General features: G+C 66.9%; 18 protein-coding genes. 3 read left to right on the top strand and 15 right to left on the bottom strand.

The features are described 5' to 3' along the window. Window positions 1-4: 4 nt before the first annotated feature. On the top strand, window positions 5-1291 hold the full coding sequence (gene eno, locus ABFG95_RS21670; RefSeq protein WP_006389345.1) for a phosphopyruvate hydratase: 1287 nt from the start codon (window positions 5-7) through the stop codon (window positions 1289-1291). Between the two features lie 64 nt (window positions 1292-1355). Next, complete coding sequence (gene ftsB / locus ABFG95_RS21675; protein WP_049072235.1) at window positions 1356-1787, top strand: cell division protein FtsB; 432 nt, start codon at window positions 1356-1358, stop codon at window positions 1785-1787. Here ftsB and ABFG95_RS21680 read toward each other — a convergent pair. From ABFG95_RS21680 to ABFG95_RS21750, 15 genes are all read right to left on the bottom strand, one after another. After that, complete coding sequence (locus ABFG95_RS21680) at window positions 1781-2461, bottom strand: TadE/TadG family type IV pilus assembly protein (RefSeq protein WP_348994920.1); 681 nt, start codon at window positions 2459-2461, stop codon at window positions 1781-1783. The two genes, ftsB and ABFG95_RS21680, sit on opposite strands and share 7 nt — an antisense overlap. Before the next feature lie 73 nt (window positions 2462-2534). Then, a complete protein-coding gene (hslO, locus tag ABFG95_RS21685; RefSeq protein WP_054416799.1) occupies window positions 2535-3464 on the bottom strand; it encodes an Hsp33 family molecular chaperone HslO in 930 nt (309 codons plus the stop codon). 87 nt (window positions 3465-3551) lie between these two features. Then, window positions 3552-4073: a gamma carbonic anhydrase family protein gene (locus ABFG95_RS21690; protein ID WP_348994921.1), complete on the bottom strand. Its 522-nt coding sequence runs from the start codon at window positions 4071-4073 to the stop codon at window positions 3552-3554. Window positions 4074-4120: 47 nt separating this feature from the next. After that, window positions 4121-5788 (bottom strand): AMP-binding protein, encoded by a 1668-nt coding sequence (locus ABFG95_RS21695; protein ID WP_049072238.1) that lies wholly within the window; start codon window positions 5786-5788, stop codon window positions 4121-4123. 128 nt (window positions 5789-5916) lie between these two features. Beyond that, complete coding sequence (locus tag ABFG95_RS21700; protein WP_100503962.1) at window positions 5917-6789, bottom strand: UDP-2,3-diacylglucosamine diphosphatase; 873 nt, start codon at window positions 6787-6789, stop codon at window positions 5917-5919. Window positions 6790-6895: 106 nt separating this feature from the next. After that, window positions 6896-7621: a site-2 protease family protein gene (locus ABFG95_RS21705; protein ID WP_348994922.1), complete on the bottom strand. Its 726-nt coding sequence runs from the start codon at window positions 7619-7621 to the stop codon at window positions 6896-6898. A 3-nt stretch (window positions 7622-7624) separates the two neighbouring features. Continuing rightward, the gene (locus ABFG95_RS21710) at window positions 7625-8533 is read right to left on the bottom strand and encodes a DUF2167 domain-containing protein (protein ID WP_348994923.1); all 909 of its coding nucleotides are present in this window, start codon (window positions 8531-8533) and stop codon (window positions 7625-7627) included. Between the two features lie 150 nt (window positions 8534-8683). Continuing rightward, window positions 8684-9199, bottom strand: a complete 516-nt coding sequence (locus ABFG95_RS21715) for an RDD family protein (protein WP_006389354.1) — start codon at window positions 9197-9199, stop codon at window positions 8684-8686. A gap of 152 nt (window positions 9200-9351) precedes the next feature. Beyond that, entirely contained in the window at window positions 9352-9540 is a 189-nt protein-coding gene (locus ABFG95_RS21720; protein WP_006393542.1) for a hypothetical protein, read from the bottom strand. A 243-nt stretch (window positions 9541-9783) separates the two neighbouring features. Further along, window positions 9784-11142: a THUMP domain-containing protein gene (locus ABFG95_RS21725; RefSeq protein WP_348996056.1), complete on the bottom strand. Its 1359-nt coding sequence runs from the start codon at window positions 11140-11142 to the stop codon at window positions 9784-9786. A gap of 500 nt (window positions 11143-11642) precedes the next feature. Then, window positions 11643-12071, bottom strand: a complete 429-nt coding sequence (locus ABFG95_RS21730; protein WP_006384749.1) for a CopD family protein — start codon at window positions 12069-12071, stop codon at window positions 11643-11645. A 523-nt stretch (window positions 12072-12594) separates the two neighbouring features. Then, the gene (locus ABFG95_RS21735) at window positions 12595-14046 is read right to left on the bottom strand and encodes a bifunctional 2-methylcitrate dehydratase/aconitate hydratase (RefSeq protein ID WP_054416805.1); all 1452 of its coding nucleotides are present in this window, start codon (window positions 14044-14046) and stop codon (window positions 12595-12597) included. A gap of 82 nt (window positions 14047-14128) precedes the next feature. After that, window positions 14129-15346, bottom strand: a complete 1218-nt coding sequence (gene prpC, locus ABFG95_RS21740) for a 2-methylcitrate synthase (RefSeq protein WP_049072246.1) — start codon at window positions 15344-15346, stop codon at window positions 14129-14131. A 90-nt stretch (window positions 15347-15436) separates the two neighbouring features. Then, a complete protein-coding gene (gene prpB / locus ABFG95_RS21745) occupies window positions 15437-16327 on the bottom strand; it encodes a methylisocitrate lyase (RefSeq protein ID WP_006389359.1) in 891 nt (296 codons plus the stop codon). A gap of 282 nt (window positions 16328-16609) precedes the next feature. Then, window positions 16610-17599, bottom strand: coding sequence for a malate dehydrogenase (locus tag ABFG95_RS21750; RefSeq protein WP_049072248.1), 990 nt, complete (start codon window positions 17597-17599; stop codon window positions 16610-16612). A 357-nt stretch (window positions 17600-17956) separates the two neighbouring features. Between ABFG95_RS21750 and ABFG95_RS21755 the strand changes: the two genes are divergently transcribed. Continuing rightward, window positions 17957-18736, top strand: a complete 780-nt coding sequence (locus ABFG95_RS21755) for a GntR family transcriptional regulator (RefSeq protein WP_059269562.1) — start codon at window positions 17957-17959, stop codon at window positions 18734-18736. Window positions 18737-18824: the final 88 nt, after the last annotated feature.

The raw sequence follows: 18824 nt of genomic DNA on the forward strand, positions 1-18824 counted from the left end.
AGTCATGAGTGCAATCGTCGATATCATCGGCCGCGAGATTCTGGATTCGCGCGGCAACCCGACCGTCGAATGTGACGTGTTGCTGGAATCCGGCGCCATGGGCCGCGCGGCCGTGCCGTCGGGCGCGTCCACCGGCGCCCGCGAAGCCATCGAGCTGCGCGACGGCGACAAGGGCCGCTACCTCGGCAAGGGCGTGCTGCGCGCCGTCGAGAACCTCAATACCGAAATCTCGGAAGCGCTGATGGGCCTGGACGCCCAGGAGCAGACGTTCGTCGATCGCACCCTGATCGAGCTGGACGGCACCGAGTCCAAGGAACGCCTGGGCGCCAACGCCATCCTGGCCGCCTCGATGGCCGTGGCCCGCGCCGCCGCCGACGAGTCCGGCCTGTCGCTGTACCGCTACTTCGGCGGCAGCGGCCCCATGAGCATGCCGGTGCCGATGATGAACGTCATCAACGGCGGCGCGCACGCCAACAACACCCTCGACCTGCAGGAACTGATGATCCTGCCGGTGGGCGCGGGCAGCTTCCGCGAGGCCCTGCGCTGGGGCGCCGAAGTCTTCCACATGCTCAAGAAGCTGATCCACGGCCAGGGCATGTCCACGGCGGTGGGCGACGAGGGCGGTTTCGCCCCCAACGTGGCCAGCCACGAAGCCGCCATCCAGTTGATCCTGAAGGCCATCACCGAAGCCGGCTATGAGCCGGGCACGCAGATCGCCCTGGGCCTGGACTGCGCCAGCTCCGAGTTCTACCGCGACGGCAAGTACACGCTGGCCGGCGAAGGCGGCATCTCGCTGTCCTCGCAGGAATTCACCAACCTGCTGGCGACCTGGTGCGACAAGTACCCGATCATCTCGATCGAAGACGGCATGGCCGAAAACGACTGGGAAGGCTGGAAGCTGCTGACCGACCAGCTCGGCAAGAAGGTGCAGCTGGTGGGCGACGACCTGTTCGTCACCAACACCAAGATCCTGCGCGAAGGCATCCAGAAGGGCGTCGCCAACTCGATCCTCATCAAGATCAACCAGATCGGCACCCTGACCGAAACCTTCGCCGCCATCGAAATGGCCAAGCGCGCCGGCTACACCGCCGTCGTCTCGCACCGTTCGGGCGAAACCGAGGATTCGACCATCGCCGACATCGCCGTGGCCACCAACGCCATGCAGATCAAGACCGGCTCGCTGTCGCGTTCGGATCGCATGGCCAAGTACAACCAGCTGCTGCGCATCGAGGAAGAACTGGCCGAAGTCGCGTCGTACCCCGGCCTGGAAGCCTTCTACAACTTGCGTTAATGTAAGCGGGCCGCGGCACGCGCCGCGGCCTTGTTAGCGCCACGACTGCTGAGGGTTCCCGCGTATGCGCCTGTTGTTCCTGGTGCTGTTCGTGCTGGTAGGGCTGATCCAATACCCGCTCTGGCTGGGTAAGGGCGGCTGGTTCAAGGTCTGGGACCTGCAACGCCAGGTGGCGGCGCAGCGCGAGACCAACGAAGGCCTGCGCGCGCGCAACGCCGCCCTCGAAGCGGAAGTCCGTGACCTGGACAACGGCTCCGGCGCCATCGAGGAACGGGCGCGGGGCGAACTGGGTATGATGCGCGAAGGCGAAGTCTTCGTGCACATCCTGCCCCAGAACACCCAGCCGCCCGCGGGCGGCGCCTCGTTGGCCACCGATGCGGCCAGTCGGCCCGCCACGCCCACGCGCGCCAGCGCACCGGCCACCCCGGCCGCCCGGCCGGCCAATGCCCGTCCCGCCAGCGGCAATGCCGCCGGCAACGCCAACACCCGTCACTGACTTGCCGCCGGCGCGTCAGTGCGCGGGCAGCGCAGGCGACGGCAAGCGCCCTGCACCATGCCGGCCGGCGGCGGCCGCCCCCGGGCTTCATCCCGCGGTTCCGAGTGCATTTCCATGACGAGTTCCATGCCGATCGGCGCCAGTCCGTGGCGCCACGCCTGCCCGCCATAGCTGTCATCGGCCGGGGCCAGGGCCGCCAGCAGCGTCCGTAGCGGCGCCAGCAAGGGCCGGTACAGGTAGGTCAGCCGCAGCTTGAGCGTGCCGCCTTGGGGGCGACCATCCGGCGCGCGGGCATGGCCACCGGAAGGGAGGGGCCGCAGGATTTCGATGCGCCACGGCGGCATGCCCATCAGGGCCGCGCCGTGCTCCAGATTGCGCGCCTGCCGGCGGCGGGCGCCGGCCGCCCCTCCGGGGCCGGCATGCAGGGGCAGCAACGCCCGCAGGAAGGCTGCCCGCATGAGGGCGGGGTCGGCGTGTCCGGTGCTGCCCGCGCGGGCGGCTTCCATCAGGGCCAACTGGGCGACCTGGCGGGTGAGCTGCCAGCGCGTGGCCTCCAGCGCCAGGAGCGCCAGCAGCAGCGCGATGGCCGCGGCCAGGGTGAACTCGAGGGCGGCGGCACCCCGTTGCGGCGGGCGCCTGCCGCGCCGGGATGGGGCGCAAAAAAAGGCGGTCATGGCCGGCCAGTGTGGCGCGGGCATGACCGCCTGTCGATGCGTACAAGCCGAGGGGGCAGCCCTCGGCGCGGGTTCAATGCACGGTGGGCGGCGTGTCGCCGTTGGCCGGCTGGCCGCCGGTGAACAGCGCGGCGCAATCGACCGCGTCGAAGACGTAAGGCTTGCCGCAGAAGTCGCAGGCCACGTCGACCTGGCCGCGCTCGGCCAGGATGTCGTCGACCTCGGCCTGTCCCAGCGAGCGCAGCATGTTGGCCACGCGTTCGCGGGTGCAGGGACAGTGCCAGCGCACCGGCTGCGGATCGAAGGCCACCAGAGTCTCTTCCCAGTACAGCCGGTGGATCAGGGTGTCGATATCCGTGGCCAGCAGTTCGTCGCGCTTGAGCGTGGCGGCCAGCGCCGCGGCGCGGTCCCAGGTCTCGGCGGCGGCCTGTTCGGTCAGGACGGGATTGTCCGAGCCGCCGTGGTAGGGCAGGCGCTGGATCAACAGGCCGGCGGCATGGTCGGCGTCGGCGGCCAGCCACAGGCGCGTGTCGAGCTGTTCCGAGGCTTTCATATAGTGCTGCAGCGCTTCGGCGACGGTCTCGCCTTCCAGGGGCACGATGCCCTGGTACGCCTGCTGGCCGGGCACCTTGTTCTGGGGATCCAGCACCACGATGAAGCGGCCGTTGCCGCCGGGGTTCAGCAGGCTCTGCATGTCGCCATCGGCCGGCACCGCGTGGCCTTCGCGCACCTTGACGGTGGCGCGCAGGCTGAGGTCAGCGCGGCATTCCACCACCAGCAGGGCGATCGGGCCGTCGCCCTGGATCTGCAGCACCAGCGAGCCGTCGAACTTGATATTCGCGGCCAGCAGGGTGGAGGCCGCCACCAGTTCGCCCAGCAGGTGGGTGATGGCGGGCGGGTAGTCGTGGTTGGCCTGGACGGCCTTCCAGGTATCCGTGAGGCGCACCGCTTGGACGCGGACGCTGCGGTCTTCGAGGAGGTATTTCTTGAGCTGATCGGTCATGGGAGAATGTTAGCCGATCGCGCGGCCGATTCCCCCTGCCGCCGGCAGGGACGTAGGGGGTCTTGCGGGGTGTTCCCGGCGGCGCGGTCAGGCCAGCCGTTTCAGGGCCGTCTTGTAGTGTTGGCCGCGCGCCACGTAATGGGCGGTGTTCTTGCGCAGATTGGCGATTTCCTCGTCCGACAGCTCGCGCACGATCTTGCCGATGCCGATGACCAGGGAGTTGTCCGGAATCACCCGGTCTTCCGGGATGATGGCGCCGGCGCCGATCAGGCAGTTGCGGCCGATCACGGCATTGTTCAGCACGATCGCCTGCATGCCCACCAGCGCGCCTTCGTGGATGGTGCAGCCATGCAGCATGGCCTGATGGCCCACGGTGACGTTCGGGCCGATGGTCATGGGACAGCCGGTGTCCACGTGCAGCACGCAGCCCTCCTGGATATTGGTGCCCTGGCGGATCAGGATGGCATCGTTGTCGCCACGGATGGAGACATGCGACCAGATGCTGACGCCGGCTTCCAGCGTGACGTTGCCGATGATGTCGGCGCTATCGGCCACGTAGGCGGCGGGATCGATGCGGGGAATGAGGTCGTCGAGCTGGTAAATGGGCATGCCCTGTCTCCGGGTGCGGCGGCGGGTCTCTGGCGGACCCGCCCGCGTCATTGGGGCCTGGACGCCTGGGCGCGTTCTTCTTCGCGCTGGCGCAGGATGCGACGCTGGATTTTACCGGTGGTGGTCATGGGCAATTCTTCGACGAATTCGATTTCCTTGGGATACTCGTAGGGCGCCAGGCGCTCGCGCACGTGTTCCTGCAGGTTTTCGATGATGTCGCCGCGGTCGCGCTGGGCGAACTCGGGCGTCAGCACCACATAGGCCTTGACCACCGCGCCGCGCTCGGCGTCCGGCTTGGGCACCACCGCGGCATTGGCCACGGCCGGGTGCCCGATCAGGCAGCTTTCGATTTCGCCCGGGCCGATGCGGTAGCCGGACGACTTGAATACGTCATCGGCGCGGCCCGCGTACCAGAGGTAGCCGTCGGCGTCGATCCGCGCCAGGTCGCCCGTCAGGCACCAGTCGCCCTTGAACTTTGCCTGAGTGGCGGCCTCGTTGCGCCAGTAGCCCAGGAACAGCACCGGGTCGGGATAACCGTGGATATCGTAGCGATTGACGGCGATCTCGCCGGTTTCTCCCGGCGCCACCGGCTGGCCGGCGTCATCCAGCACCGCGACCCGATGGCCGGGGTAGGGCCGGCCCATGCTGCCGGGCTTGGCCGGCCAGCGTTTCTGGCTGTTGCCGACCACGTAGTTCATTTCGGTCTGGCCGAACATCTCGTTGGGCGTGACGCCCAGGGCCGACTGGCACCACTCGAACACGGTTTCGCCCACGCTTTCGCCCGCGCTCATGATCGAGCGCAGAGCCAGCTGATAGCGATTACGCGGCTCGGGCACCGCCTTCATCATCATCTTCAGCGCCGTCGGGAACAGGAAAGTATTGGTGACCTGGTAGCGTTCCAGCAGTTCGAACGCGCGCTCGACCGAAAAGCGGCCCCGGGTGCCGACGATGGGGTGGCCGAAGTACAGCGTGGGCAGCAGCGCGTCCATCATGCCGCCGGTCCAGGCCCAGTCGGCCGGCGACCAGAAAACGTCGGCGGGTCGAGGGAACCAATCCTGCGAGGCGACAAAGCCCGGCAGATTGCCGATCAGCGCGCTGTGCGGCAGCAAGGCCCCCTTGGGCGCGCCGGTGGTGCCGGAGGTGTAGAGCAGGATGGCCGGATCCGACGAACGCGTCGGCACCGGCTTGAATTCGCTCGGCTGGCGCGCCAACAGGCTGCGCCAGGGCAGGACGCGCTCGTCGGCGAAGCCGATGCCGATGATCTGTTGCAGGTTGGGGCAGTTGTCGCTGACGGCCAGCAGGTTGGCGCTGGAGGCGTGGTCGACGATGGCGACGCGGGTTTCCGAATCGCACAGGCGGCTTTGCAGGGCTTCGGGGCCGAACAGGGCCGACAGCGGCAGCACCACCGCGCCCACGCTGTAGATCGCCATGTGCGCAACCACGGTTTCAGGGCGTTGTCCCAAAACCACACCGACGCGGTCGCCGCGGCCCACGCCCATCTTCACCAGTCCATTGGCCAGTTGATTGGCGGCCTCGGCCAGCCGCGCATAGGTCCAGACCTCGCGGTTGCCGGCTTCATCTTCGTAGTAGATGGCGATGCGCCGCGCATCCGGACTACTGGATGCCCAGCGGTGGCAGCACGCTTCCGCGATGTTGAACTGGGTGGGAACCAGCCAGCGGAATGTTTGGTAGAGCACCTGATATTGGTCGTTCATGGCCCTATGTTGTGAGCATGTTGCAGCGTGAACGGGTCAGTTTTTGCCCGTTGCCCCAATTGCAAGCATGACCTAGAGGGCCGTGAACTGCAATATCCCCGTTGCGTAACGGGGACGTATAAGGGTTATCACGGGTGCTTGCCCTGGCGGCGCAGCGCCGACGGCAGCGCCGGCAAGGACAGCGAGCGCGGCTTGCGCTGCGCCGGGTCAGCCTGGCGCTCGGCCTGGATCGCGGCCCAGTCCAGCAGCTGCAGCTGGCCGTCGTGGGTCTCGGCCAGCGCCGACAGGCTTTCCACCCAGTCGCCGTCGTTGCAGTACAGGATGCCGCCCACGTCGCGCAGTTCGGCCTTGTGGATGTGGCCGCACACCACCCCGTCCAGGCCGCGGCGGCGGGCCTCGCCGGCCAGCGCTTCCTCGAAGTCGGTGATGAACGACACCGCGTTCTTGACCTTGTGCTTGAGGTACTGTGACAGCGACCAGTAATGCAGCCCCAGGCGGTGGCGCAGGCGGTTGAAATGATGGTTGATCCACAGCGCCAGCTGGTAGAGGCCGTCGCCCAGGTGCGCCAGCCAGCGGCTGTGCTGGATCACGCCGTCGAACTGGTCGCCGTGCAGCACCAGCAGCCGCAAGCCCTTGGCGGTGACGTGCACGTCTTCGTCCAGGATCTCGATGTCGCCGAAGGCGTAGCCGGCGAACTCGCGCGCGAACTCGTCATGGTTGCCCGGGATGAACACCACCCGGGTGCCGTTGCGCGCCTTGCGCAGAATGCGCTGGATCACGTCGTTGTGGGCCCGCGGCCAGTGCCAGTGCTTGCGCAGCTGCCAGCCGTCGACGATGTCGCCGACCAGGTACAGGGTGTCGGAATCGTTGTGCTCGAGGAAATCCAGCAGGAACTCCGCCTTGCACCCGGCGGTGCCCAGGTGAATGTCGGAAATCCAGAGAGCGCGCCAGTGCGTGGGGCGGATTTCGTTCACGGTGCTATCCATGGGGGCTGTCGTCATGCCTGGGAATGAAACCATCCCGCGATGACCGTGACATGAAAAAAAAGTGACGCTGTTGTGACGGCCGCGCTCGTTCCGGCGGTGGCGGCCGTCAAACAGGGGAGCTTCAGCCGCGCAGGTGCCCCAGCATGTCGTGCACGTCGTGGGCCATGATCGCCAGCACGCAGACCAGGCCCAGGTAGGCGCAGGTGTAGGTCAGCTTGCTTTCCAGCGAGGTGCCGTAATAGGCCTGGTTTTCGGGCAGCGAGGGATCGTACTTGAAGGCCCGCAGCACGTTGGGCAAGGCCAGTACGGCCACCAGGATCAGGATCGGGCTGGGGCGCCAGAAGAACAGTGCCACCAGCACCGGCACGCCCACCAGCCAGATGCGCGGCGACAGCACCGCGGTGATGCGGCCGCCGTCGAAGGGCGACAGCGGGATCAGGTTGGACAGGTTGATGAAAAAGCCCGCGTACGACAGCGCCAGCAGCAGGTCGCTGCCGGTGCTGCGCGCCGCGAAGTAGCAAGCCAGCGACGCCACCGTGCCGGCCAGCGGCCCGCCCAGGCCCACGTAGGCCTCGGTGTCGGCATCGTGCGGCATTTCCTTGAGCTGGATCCAGGCGCCGACGAACGGGATGAAGACGGGCGCGCCCACGTCCAGCCCGCGCTGGCGCGCCGCGATGTAGTGGCCCAGTTCATGCACCAGCAGCAACAGCACGAAGCCGGCCGCGTAGCGCCAGCCGAAGACGAAGGCGTAGACCGCCACCGACAGCAGCATGGTGCCGCCGGTGGCGAACAGCTTGCCGAACTTCAGGTATTTCAGGCCCGAGAACAGCAGTAGCAGCAGCTTCATCGCTCAGGGCTGTTGCTGTTCGGCCTTCTTGCCGCGAAAGCGCTTCCACAGCCCGCCGCCCAGCGCCGCGGCGGCCAGGATGCCGACCTTGGCGAACTTGGCCAGGAACGCCGCGATCACGGCGAACAGGCCCAGCTTCTTGGCGGCGACGCCCGCGACCAGTGCCGCCAGCCCGTATTCGGCGACCTTGTCGGTGGACGAGTTGAAGTCGGCGTAGCGCTTGCCTTCGACGTACTTCAGGTTGTCCAGCAGGGTCAGCACCGCGGTCTTGTCCTTCGGCACCAGGTTCTTCTGCGTGATCAGGTCCAGCGTGATGTAGCCGTCGCGGCCCAGCGCGTAGGTGTTGTAGTTGACCGTGGGGTTGTCGTTGGCCGCTTCGCCCTTGTGCTTGACGGCGACCGACCAGACCAGGCGCTGGGTGTTGCTGTCGTACTTGGGCGCCTCGACCCAACCGTCCATGACCAGCTCGGGAAAGCCGCGTTTCTTGCGTTCGACGTTGGATTCCTCGGTGCCCTCGCGCAGGCTGTCCAGCAGCTCGTTGACGTTCCAGTTCTTGGCGTCGTCGTCCTTGATGTAGCCGGCCTTGTCGAAGTTGACGGTGATGACCCAGTCGTCATCGTCGCTCTTGGGCATGACCACGCCCAAGAGCGAGGGGTCCTTGCCATTGCCGTAGGCGGCCATCAGGCGATCGGCCTGGAGGCGCGGCACGAAGAACATCGATTCGGGCAGGTGCACCACGGCCTGGTCGCCCAGCTTCACGTCGGCCGGGCCTTCCTGGGCGGCCGCGTAGGCGGCCTTCATCGCGGCTTCGATCTCCTGTTGCGCGGCGGCATTCTGGGCCGAGGCGCCGAAGGGCAGGAACAACAAGGCACTGGCGGCGGCCAGCGACAGGCGGGAAAGGAATGCGCGCATGATGAGTTATTGGAGCGTCTATGAAAGGGGCCCCATTGTCTTTGCACGCGACTTTCAACTTTCTGAAAGCCTGCGCCTAATTCGCCGCACGATTTTGCTAGTTGTAAGCAGGTATGTTCAGCGCCCGTTCAGGCGTCCGATTCCTGTCGCTCAGCGGGTTTTCTTGCGCTGCGGCGCATTGCGCAGGCGCGTGCCGAGCAGGCGGTCGTGCAGAAACTGGCCGTCCGGATCGAACCAGGACCAGATGAAGATCGTGAACGGCGCGGCCACGATGAACATGTCCATCGAGGGCCAACCGGTGGCGCTGGCGGCGGCCCACACCACGGCGGCGCCCGCCAGCACCAGCGGCCACGCCAGCACGTAGCGCAGGATCAGGCGGGCGGTGGACGGCGGGTTGCCATCGCGATCGACCAGGCGGATGTTCCAGGTCTTCATCGGCAGCGTCTGGCCGCGGCGGCGCCAGCACAGCACGAAATAGGCGCCAATGGCCACGAACAGCCAGGCCTGGCGGGCGGGCCGCAGTTCCAGCGCATTCTTGCTCTGGGTCAGGGTATCCATGAGGTATCCCGCCAGGAAAACCACGCCGAACAGCAGCACGGCTTCGTACATCATGCAGGCGAACCGGCGCAGCCGGTTGGGGGTCTGGTCGAGGGAGGCGTCGGTCATGGGCCGGTATTATCCGACAAAGCCGCCACCTGGTGGGTTGACGGTTTCCCGGCTTCGGCCATAAAAAAAACCCGCCGGTAAGGGCGGGTCTATAAAAGGGGCTATGCAGCCCCCAAGGGGAAATCGTTCAGGCCCGAAGGCCTGGGTCCTGCTCAGGCGGCGGAGTGCGCGTTCTTGGCGCTCGTCTTGCCAGCCAGGGCACGGACGCCGTGAGCCAGCTTACGCAGGCCCGCGGCCAACGCACGCATCGGGTGCGGGCGGAACTGTTCTTCAATGGCCTGGAGCATCAGTTGACGCTCGAGTTCGTCGGTCAGGCGGATGGTGTTGTTCGGGTTGATCACAATAGCCTCCACGGGCTTGCACTGTTGTTTAGCTACTAGGGATAACCCGAATTATAGGGTTAACCCTGAAACTGTGCAAGCACCTGGTGCGTACCGGCAACACCCTGGTGCTGATGATGCCCCAAATCGGCGCTGCGGGGCACCATAAGCAAAGATACGGGCACGATGTTGCGGCGCTTTTACAACGCGCCGGCAGCTGAAAAGGGGGCGAGCCCGGGGGCGCCGCCCCGGGGCGTACCGAGGTCAGGCGTCGCGGTAGCCGGCGGCGACCAGTTCGAAGCCGAACAGGCGGCAGTCCAGCGCGCCATTGTGCAGCGGCACGCGGCGCTTGGGCTTGAGACGCATCTGGTTGGGCAGGGTCAGGTCGCTGGTGATGACGTGCAGTTGCCAGCCGACGAAATTGCGCTTCAGGCACGTGGCCCAGTCGCGCCACAGGTCGGCGTCCTGCTCGGTGGCCATACGCTCGCCATAGGGCGGGTTGGTGACGATCCAGCCATGATCCGCCGGCGCCTGTATTTCACGGGCGTCGCCTACCTCGAACCGGATGGTGTCGGCGGTGAGCCAGGCGCGCTCGGCGTTGTTGCGGGCAAATTCGACCGCCTGCGGATCGAGGTCGTAGCCCACCAGTGGCGCGTCCAACTGCGGCAGGATGCGCGAGCGGGCGTCGTCCTTCAGGTCGCGCCAGCGGTAGGCGTCGTGGCCGCGCAGGCGCTCGAAGCCGAACGGGCGCGAAATCCCGGGAGGCACGCCCAGCGCGATCCAGGCGGCCTCGATCAGGATGGTGCCCGAGCCGCAGAACGGATCCAGCAGCGGCGCGGCAGGGTCCCAGCCCGCCAGCGCCAGCATGCCGGCGGCAAGATTCTCGCGCAGCGGCGCATCGCCCTTGTCCAGGCGCCAGCCGCGCTTGAACAGCGATTCGCCCGAGGTATCCAGGTACAGGGTGGCGGTGTGGCCGGTCAGGAACAGGTGTACGCGCGCGTCGGGGCGGACGGTGTCGATGCTGGGGCGTTCGCCTTCCAGCTCGCGCAGGCGGTCGCAGATGCCGTCCTTGGCGCGCAGGTTGCAGTACTGCAGGCTCTGCACCGGGCTCTTGATCGCCGAGGTGTCCACGCGCAAAGTCTGTTCGGCGCCGAACCAGCGCTCCCAGGGCGTGTCGCGGGCCAGGTCGAGAATATCGTCCTCGTGCGAAATTTCGGCGTGCGCGACCTGCACCAGGATGCGGGTCGCCAGGCGCGAATACAGGTTGGCGCGCTGCACGCCCGCCCAATCGGCCGTGAAGGAACAGCCAGCGCGGCCGGCTTCGGCATCTTCGTAACCCAGGGCCTGCATCTCGGCCGTCAGTGCTTCCTCCAGGCCTTGAGGGCAGGGGGCGAACACCTTGAAGCGCTCGGCCTGGCGCGGTTCGCGCGGACGGCGTTCGCGCACCTCGACGGTCGGGGCGCGACGATGTGGTGCGTCGGCGCCGTGCGCCGGGCCGGCGTCGACCGGCGCCTCGTCGTCGTAATCGGGTTCGGGCGCGAATTCGGGCGCGGGGCCGTCGTCCTCGAACGGATCGTAGAAGCGGCCGGCGGGCGTGGCGGGGGCGACGTACTGGTCATCCAGGCGCGGGGCACGCTGGGGCGTGCGGCCCGACCGCGGCGCCGGCTCCGCATCGCGGCGCGGGCGGTCGTCGCGCGCGTCATCGCCACGGCGGGGCCGGTCGCCGCGTGCGCTGTCGTTACGGCGCGGGCTGTCATTGCGAGAGCCGTCACCGCGTCGGGGGCTGTCGCCGCGGGGGCCGTCAGCGCGTCGCGGATGGTCGCCGCGCGGGCCATCGCCGCGGCGCGGGCCGTCGCCGCGTTCACGATCGTCCGGCCGGCGCGCGGCGCGGGCGGCGGCCTGGCGCTGCTGGTAGCCCTCGGGATCCTTCTGGCGCTCGATGTTGTCCTTGGCGCGCTCGTTCTGGGCGACCAGGCGGGCGCGGGCGCCGGTGCGCACCCGCTTGGGGGCGGCTTCGGCGTGCGCGTCGCGCGCGGTTTTCTTGATCGTCAGCGTCTTGCGCGGGCGGTCCTGGTCATCAGCGGACATACGAATCCTGGCGAATGTGCAAAGGGTAGGGGGAATCAGAAGGGTTTGACGACGACCAGCGCCACCACCACCAAGAGCAGCAAGACGGGAACTTCGTTGAACCAGCGATAGAACTTGTGCGAACGGGTGTTCTTGCCCTGTTCGAATTTACGCAGCATGACGCCACAGGCGTGATGGTAGCCGATGACGAGCAGGACGAAAAAGAGCTTGGCGTGCATCCAGCCGTTGCCGGGGCCGACGCCGATGCCGTAACCCAGATACAGCCACATGCCCAGCGCGACGGCGACGACCGCCAGGATGGTGGTGAAGCGGTAGAGGCGGCGCGCCATGCCGAGCAGGGTGACCTGCACGGCCGAATCCGATTGCTGGGCCAGGTTCACGAAGATGCGGGGCAGGTAGAACAGGCCGGCGAACCAGGAGGCGATGAAGACGATGTGGAAAGTTTTTACCCAGAGCATGGACATGGTGGGGGCGGTCTTTGTTTTCTTGGGGAAGGGAGATTGTAATTGCTGGGGGCGGGCGGTTCTTCGTAGGTCGCCCGTCGCGGCGGCGGTTTGGGGGGCGGGCGCCCACGATTGCGGTCCGGAGCGTTCGCTCCGGACTGCCCCTGCCTCAACCTCGTGGCCGCCGTTCGGCGGCTGCCTTCGGTTTCCGTCGGGCGCATCGAGGTTGCCCGCCCCCCCAAACCGCCGCCGCGACGGGCTACGGGTTTCGAGAAATGATGCGCTGCCAGGCCGGTGGGGGGCTGGAGAGGTTTGCGGGGCCCGTCAGGGCCGGCCGCGCGGGCGGCCGGCCTTGACTTACGCGGTGGATTGCGTCGGGAGGGTGTTCGCTGCGCGGTGGTGGACAGGGGCTTGCTTGGCGCGCAGCCGCGAGGAAGGGAGAAGAGCGGCCCCGGACGGTTTTGCCGTGATGGGGCCGTGGGGCGTGCAGGTTGTCGCTTCAGATCTGCGCTTGTCGCTTCGGATCAGATCCGTGCTTGTCGCCTCAAATCACATACAGATCGACGTACTCGTGGACCGGCATCGCTTCCAACTTTTTCTGGTCCAGCGAGGCTTCCAGGATGCGGGCCTGTTGGCGGGCGGGGAAGATGCGGGCCAGGTTGGTGCGGAATTTCGCTTCCAGCAGGGGGATGCCGTCGGCGCGGCGGCGCTTGTGGCCGATGGGGTATTCGCAGACGACCTCGTCGAGCTGAGTGCCGTCGGTGAACCGGACGGTGAGGGCGTTGGCGATGGAGCGCTTGTCGGGGTCGTGGTAGTCGCGGGTGTAGGCCGGGTCCTCCACGCAGGTGATCTTGTCGCGCAAGGCGTCGATGCGCGGGTCGGCGGCGACGTCGTCCTCGTAGTCGGCGGCGGTGAGGCGGCCGAACAGGAGCGGCACGGCGACCATGTACTGGATGCAGTGGTCGCGGTCGGCGGGATTGTTCAGCGGGCCCTTCTTGTCGATGATGCGGATGCACGCCTCGTGGGTGCGGATGGTGATGCTGGCGATGTCGTCGGTGGACTTGCCCAGGGACTTGAGGCGGTCGTGGATCTGCATGGCGCACTCGACCGCGGTCTGCGAGTGGAACTCGGCCGGGAACGAGATCTTGAACAGCACGTTTTCCATGACGTAGCTGCCGTAGGGGCGCTGGAACCGGAACGGCTGGCCCTTGAACAGCACGTCGTAGAAGCCCCAGGTCCTGGCGGACAGCACCGAGGGGTAGCCCATCTCGCCGGTGCGGGCGATCAGCGCCAGGCGCACGGCGCGGCTGGTGGCGTCGCCGGCGGCCCAGCTCTTGCGGCTACCGGTGTTGGGGGCGTGGCGATAGGTGCGCAGGCTCTGTCCATCGACCCAGGCCAGCGAGACGGCGTTGATGACTTCGTCGCGGGTCAGGCCCAGCATCTGCGCCACCACGGCGGTGGACGCCACCTTGACCAGCACCACGTGGTCCAGGCCGACCTTGTTGAAGGAGTTTTCCAGCGCGATGCAGCCCTGGATTTCGTGCGCCTTGATCATGCCGGTCAGCACGGCGCGCATGGTCAGCGGCGGCTTGCCGGCGGCGACGGCGGTGCGCGACAGCCAGTCGGCGGTGGCCAGGATGCCGCCGAGGTTGTCGGACGGGTGGCCCCATTCGGCGGCCAGCCAGGTGTCGTTGAAATCAAGCCAGCGGATCATCGCGCCGATGTTGAACGCGGCCTGTACGGGATCCAGCTGGAATTGGGTGCCGGGCACCTTGGCGCCGTGCGGGACGACGGTGCCGGGAACGACGGGGCCCAGCAGCTTGCGGCACGCCGGATATTCCAGCGCTTCCAGGCCGCAGCCGAGGGTGTCGATCAGGCAGTTGCGAGCGGTCTCGTAGGCCAGGCCGCTCTGGATTTCATAGTTGAGGACGTAGTCGGCGATATCGACCAGGACCTGGTCGGGCTCGGGACGGACGTTGGAGATCGGGGCAGACATTGGGTACCTCTCCTGAGTGAATACAGGCGGCACTGGGCCCGCGCGGCGCGGGGGAAGGCGTCGGCAGGCCCATGTCGTCGTCCTACTTGCGCTTGTCGAGCGGCACGAACTTCTGGTCTTCCGGTCCAACGTAGTTGGCGGTCGGGCGGATGATCTTGTTGTCCACGCGCTGCTCGATGATGTGGGCCGACCAGCCCGCGGTGCGCGCGATCACGAACAGCGGGGTGAACATGGCGGTGGGCACGCCCATCATGTGGTAGCTGACGGCCGAGAACCAGTCCAGGTTGGGGAACATCTTCTTGATGTCCCACATGACCGTCTCGAGGCGTTCGGCGATGTCGAACATCTTGGTGCTGCCGGCCTTCTTGGACAGCTTCTTGGCCACTTCCTTGATGACCTTGTTGCGCGGGTCGGACACGGTGTAGACCGGGTGGCCGAAGCCGATGATGACTTCCTTGGCCTCGACGCGGCGGCGGATGTCGGCCTCGGCTTCGTCCGGCGTCTCGTAGCGCTTCTGCACGTCGAAGGCGACCTCGTTGGCGCCGCCGTGCTTGGGGCCGCGCAGCGCGCCGATGGCGCCGGTGATGGCCGAGTACATGTCCGAGCCGGTGCCGGCGATGACGCGGGCGGTGAAGGTGGAGGCGTTGAACTCGTGCTCGGCGTACAGGTTCAGCGAGATGTGCATCGCCTTGACCCATTCGTCGCTCGGCTTCTCGCCGTGCAGCAGGTGCAGGAAGTGGCCGCCGATGCTGTCATCGTCGGTCTGCACGTCGATCACGCGGCCATTGTGGCTGTAGTGGTACCAGTACAGCAGGGCCGAGCCCAGGTTGGCCATCAGGCGGTCGGCGATGTCGCGCGCGCCGGGCAGGTTGTGGTCGTCCTTCTCGGGCAGCACGCAGCCCAGCACCGAGACGGCCGTGCGCATCACGTCCATCGGGTGACTCGCGGCCGGCAAGGCCTCCAGCGCGTCCTGCAGTTGCACCGGCAGGCCGCGCAGCGAGCGCAGCTTCTGCTTATAGGCGGCCAGTTCGGCCTTGTTGGGCAGCTTGCCATGCACCAGCAGGTGGGCGATTTCCTCGAACTCGCTGGTGTGGGCGATGTCCAGGATGTCGTAGCCGCGGTAGTGCAGGTCGTTGCCGCTGCGGCCGACCGTGCACAGCGCGGTGTTGCCTGCGACCACGCCGGACAGCGCGACCGATTTCTTGGGCTTGAAGCCAGCCTTTTCTTCCGGCTTGGCGGCCGGGGTGGCGTCCGCGGTGGTATCCGTTTTGGCAGCTTGCTTCTTGGGAGCCGTGCTCATGTCTCTACTCCTTTCCTTTCGCGGTGGTCGATGCAATGGGGGAAGCGGGGCGCCGCGGGATCGCCGCGGCGCCGGATACGGTGGCGCGCGTCAGGCCTTGCCCTTCTGGAACAGGGCGTCCAGGCGCGATTCGAATTCGTGGTAGCCGATGCGGTCGTACAGTTCCTCGCGCGTCTGCATCAGGTCGACCACGTTCTTCTGGTGACCGTCGCGCCGGATGGCGGTGTAGACGGCCTCGGCGGCCTTGTTCATGGCGCGGAAGGCTGACAGCGGGTAGAGCACCATGCCCACGCCCACGCTCTTGAGCTCTTCCACCGAGAACAGCGGCGTCTTGCCGAATTCGGTGATGTTGGCCAGCACCGGCACCTTGACCGCCTTGACGAAGCGGTCGTAGGTCGGCAGGTCGTAGGCGGCTTCGGCGAAGATGGCGTCGGCGCCGGCTTCGACGCAGGCCAGGGCGCGCTCGATGGCGGCATCCACGCCGTGCGAGGCGATGGCGTCGGTGCGCGCGATCAGGTAGAAGTCGCTGTCGGTGCGGGCGTCGGCCGCGGCCTTGACGCGGTCGGCCATTTCCTCGGTGCTGACGATTTCCTTGCCCGGGCGATGGCCGCAGCGCTTGGCGCCGACCTGGTCCTCGATGTGGCAGGCGGCGGCGCCGAACTTGATCAGGCTCTTGACGGTGCGGGCGATGTTGAATGCCGACGGGCCGAAGCCGGTGTCGATGTCCACCAGCAGCGGCACGTCGCAAACGTCGGTGATGCGGCGCACGTCCGTCAGTACGTCGTCCATCGTGTTGATGCCCAGGTCGGGCAGGCCCAGCGAGCCCGCCGCCACGCCGCCGCCCGAGAGATAGATGGCGCGGTAGCCGGCGCGCTTGGCCAGCAGCGCGTGGTTGGCGTTGATGGCGCCGATGATCTGCAGCGGGTTTTCTTCGGCGAGCGCGCGACGGAACAGGGCGCCGGCGGATTCGGGTCTGGACATGGGGAGTCTCCGTTATAGGGGCCGGGTGTCGTGACGTTGCCCCGGCTGGGATGTCAGGTCTTGCGGGTCCGCGGCGGGCCGGATCGGGGCGCGGCCCCTGGCCATGACCTTACCGCGGCCGCGGCACGTAAATCTGTCCCCTTCGCGACAATTCCTTGCGCGCTCGCAAAGGGACGGTCGCAAAGGGACAGGTTTGCGTGCCGCGGACGGGGCGTCCGTCGATGCCCCGTCCGCTTGCGAATTGGGCCCGCGTCAACGGGCCCAATTCTGCTTGCCGGCTGCTTACTTCAGCAGGTCCTTGACGCCGTCGCGCTCTTCCAGGAGCTCCTTCAGCGTGAAGTCCAGGCGCTCACGCGAGAAGGCGTCGATTTCCAGGCCTTCGACACGCTTGTATTCGCCGTTTTCGGTGGTGACCGGCACGCCGTAGATGATGCCTTCGGGGATGCCGTAGGAGCCATCGGACGGGATGCCCATGGTGACCCACTTGCCGTTGCTGCCCAGGACCCAGTCACGCACGTGGTCGATGGCGGCGTTGGCGGCCGAGGCGGCCGACGACAGGCCACGGGCCTCGATGATGGCGGCGCCACGCTTGCCCACGGTGGGGATGAAGGTGTCGCGGTTCCAGGCGTCGTCGTTGATCAGCTTGGCCAGCGATTCGCCGCCGACGGTGGCGAAGCGGTAGTCGGGGTACATGGTGGGCGAGTGGTTGCCCCACACGACCAGCTTCTCGATGTCGGCCACAGCCTTGCCCGACTTGGCGGCCAGTTGCGACAGGGCGCGGTTGTGGTCCAGGCGCAGCATGGCGGTGAAGTTCTTGGCGGGCAGGTCCGGCGCCGACTTCATGGCGATGTAGGCGTTGGTGTTGGCCGGGTTGCCGACCACCAGCACCTTGACGTTGCGGCTGGCGACGTCGTTCAGGGCCTTGCCCTGGGCCGTGAAGATCTGGGCGTTGACCGACAGCAGATCCTTGCGTTCCATGCCGGGGCCGCGCGGGCGGGCGCCGACCAGCAGGGCCACGTCCGCGTCCTTGAATGCCGTGCGCGGATCGCTGTGGGCGGTGACTTCCTGCAGCAGCGGGAAGGCGCAGTCATCCAGTTCCATGATGACGCCCTTCAGGGCCTTTTGCGCTTTTTCGTCGGGGATTTCAAGCAGTTGCAGAATGACGGGCTGATCTTTGCCCAGCATTTCGCCGGAGGCGATGCGGAACAGCAGTGCGTAACCGATTTGGCCGGCGGCGCCGGTGACGGCGACACGCAAGGCAGGCTTAGACATGGACGTTCTCCGTAATGGTGTGGCGAGAAAATAATCTCACCAATCAGTGTAATCCGTTGAACGGCGAAGACGGCCCGCGCGCGAGGGGGCGGATGTGTCGCCGGACAGCCAGGAATCCTAGAACTAATTTACGGGTGCGTCAATTGATCTTATATCTTATATAAGACATAAGACGTTGGACAGCGCCACCCCCGATATGCCACAATAGAGCGTTTGTTCGAATGCGCCGCAGCACCGCCGGCTGCGCGCCTGTATCAGGCCAGAACACCGGCACCGCAGCAGCGCATGCGAATGGAAACCGCATCGTTTGCGCTGCCTTCCATTCTCCGGATGAACATGACACTTCCAAGACGATCCATGGCAGACCCCCGGCCCGAAACTCCCCTACGCACTCGCGCCGCCCGTCCGACGGGCGAGGGGGCCGCTTTCAGCCCGTTGTACCGCCAGATCAAGGACCTGCTCGTCCAGAGCCTGGATCGCGGCGAATGGAAGCCCGGCGAACTCATCCCCAGCGAAATCGATCTGGCCGCCCGTTTCCAGGTGAGCCAGGGCACGGTGCGCAAGGCGGTCGACGAGCTTGCGGCCGAGCATCTGCTGCTGCGCCGCCAGGGCAAGGGCACCTTCGTCGCCACCCATCATGAAGCCCGCGTGCGCTACCGCTTCCTGCGCCTGGCCCCCGATGAAGAGGGCGAGGCCGGCCGCGCCGAAAGCCGCATCCTCGAATGCCGGCGCCTGCGGGCGCCCGCCGAGATCGCGCGCGCGCTCGACCTGCGGGCCGGCGAAACCGTCGTCATGATCCGCCGCCTGCTGTCCATGGGGCAGACGCCCACCGTGCTGGACGACATCTGGCTGCCCGGATCCATCTTCCGCGGCCTCACCTTCGAGCTGTTGAGCGCCAACAAGGCGCCGCTCTACGGTCTGTTCGAATCCGAGTTCGGCGTCAGCATGGTGCGCGCGGACGAAAAGCTGCGCGCCGTGGCGGCGCCGCCCGAAGCCTGTACGCTGCTTAATGTTGCCGCCGGCACGCCGTTGTTGCAGGTGGATCGCGTGTCGTACACGTATGGTGACCGCCCCATGGAAATCCGGCGGGGCTTGTACTTGACCGATCGATATCACTACCGCAATAGTCTGAATTGATGAGCTTTTTACCTACGATTTGATACCAACCCGATCTCTGGGCGAAAATACCGTGTTTGCCCGCAAGGGCCACGGCGTTGCCGCCGTC

Origin of the sequence: Achromobacter sp. HNDS-1 (assembly GCF_040084795.1) — a bacterium.
Classification (GTDB): Bacteria; Pseudomonadota; Gammaproteobacteria; order Burkholderiales; family Burkholderiaceae_B; genus Achromobacter; species Achromobacter ruhlandii.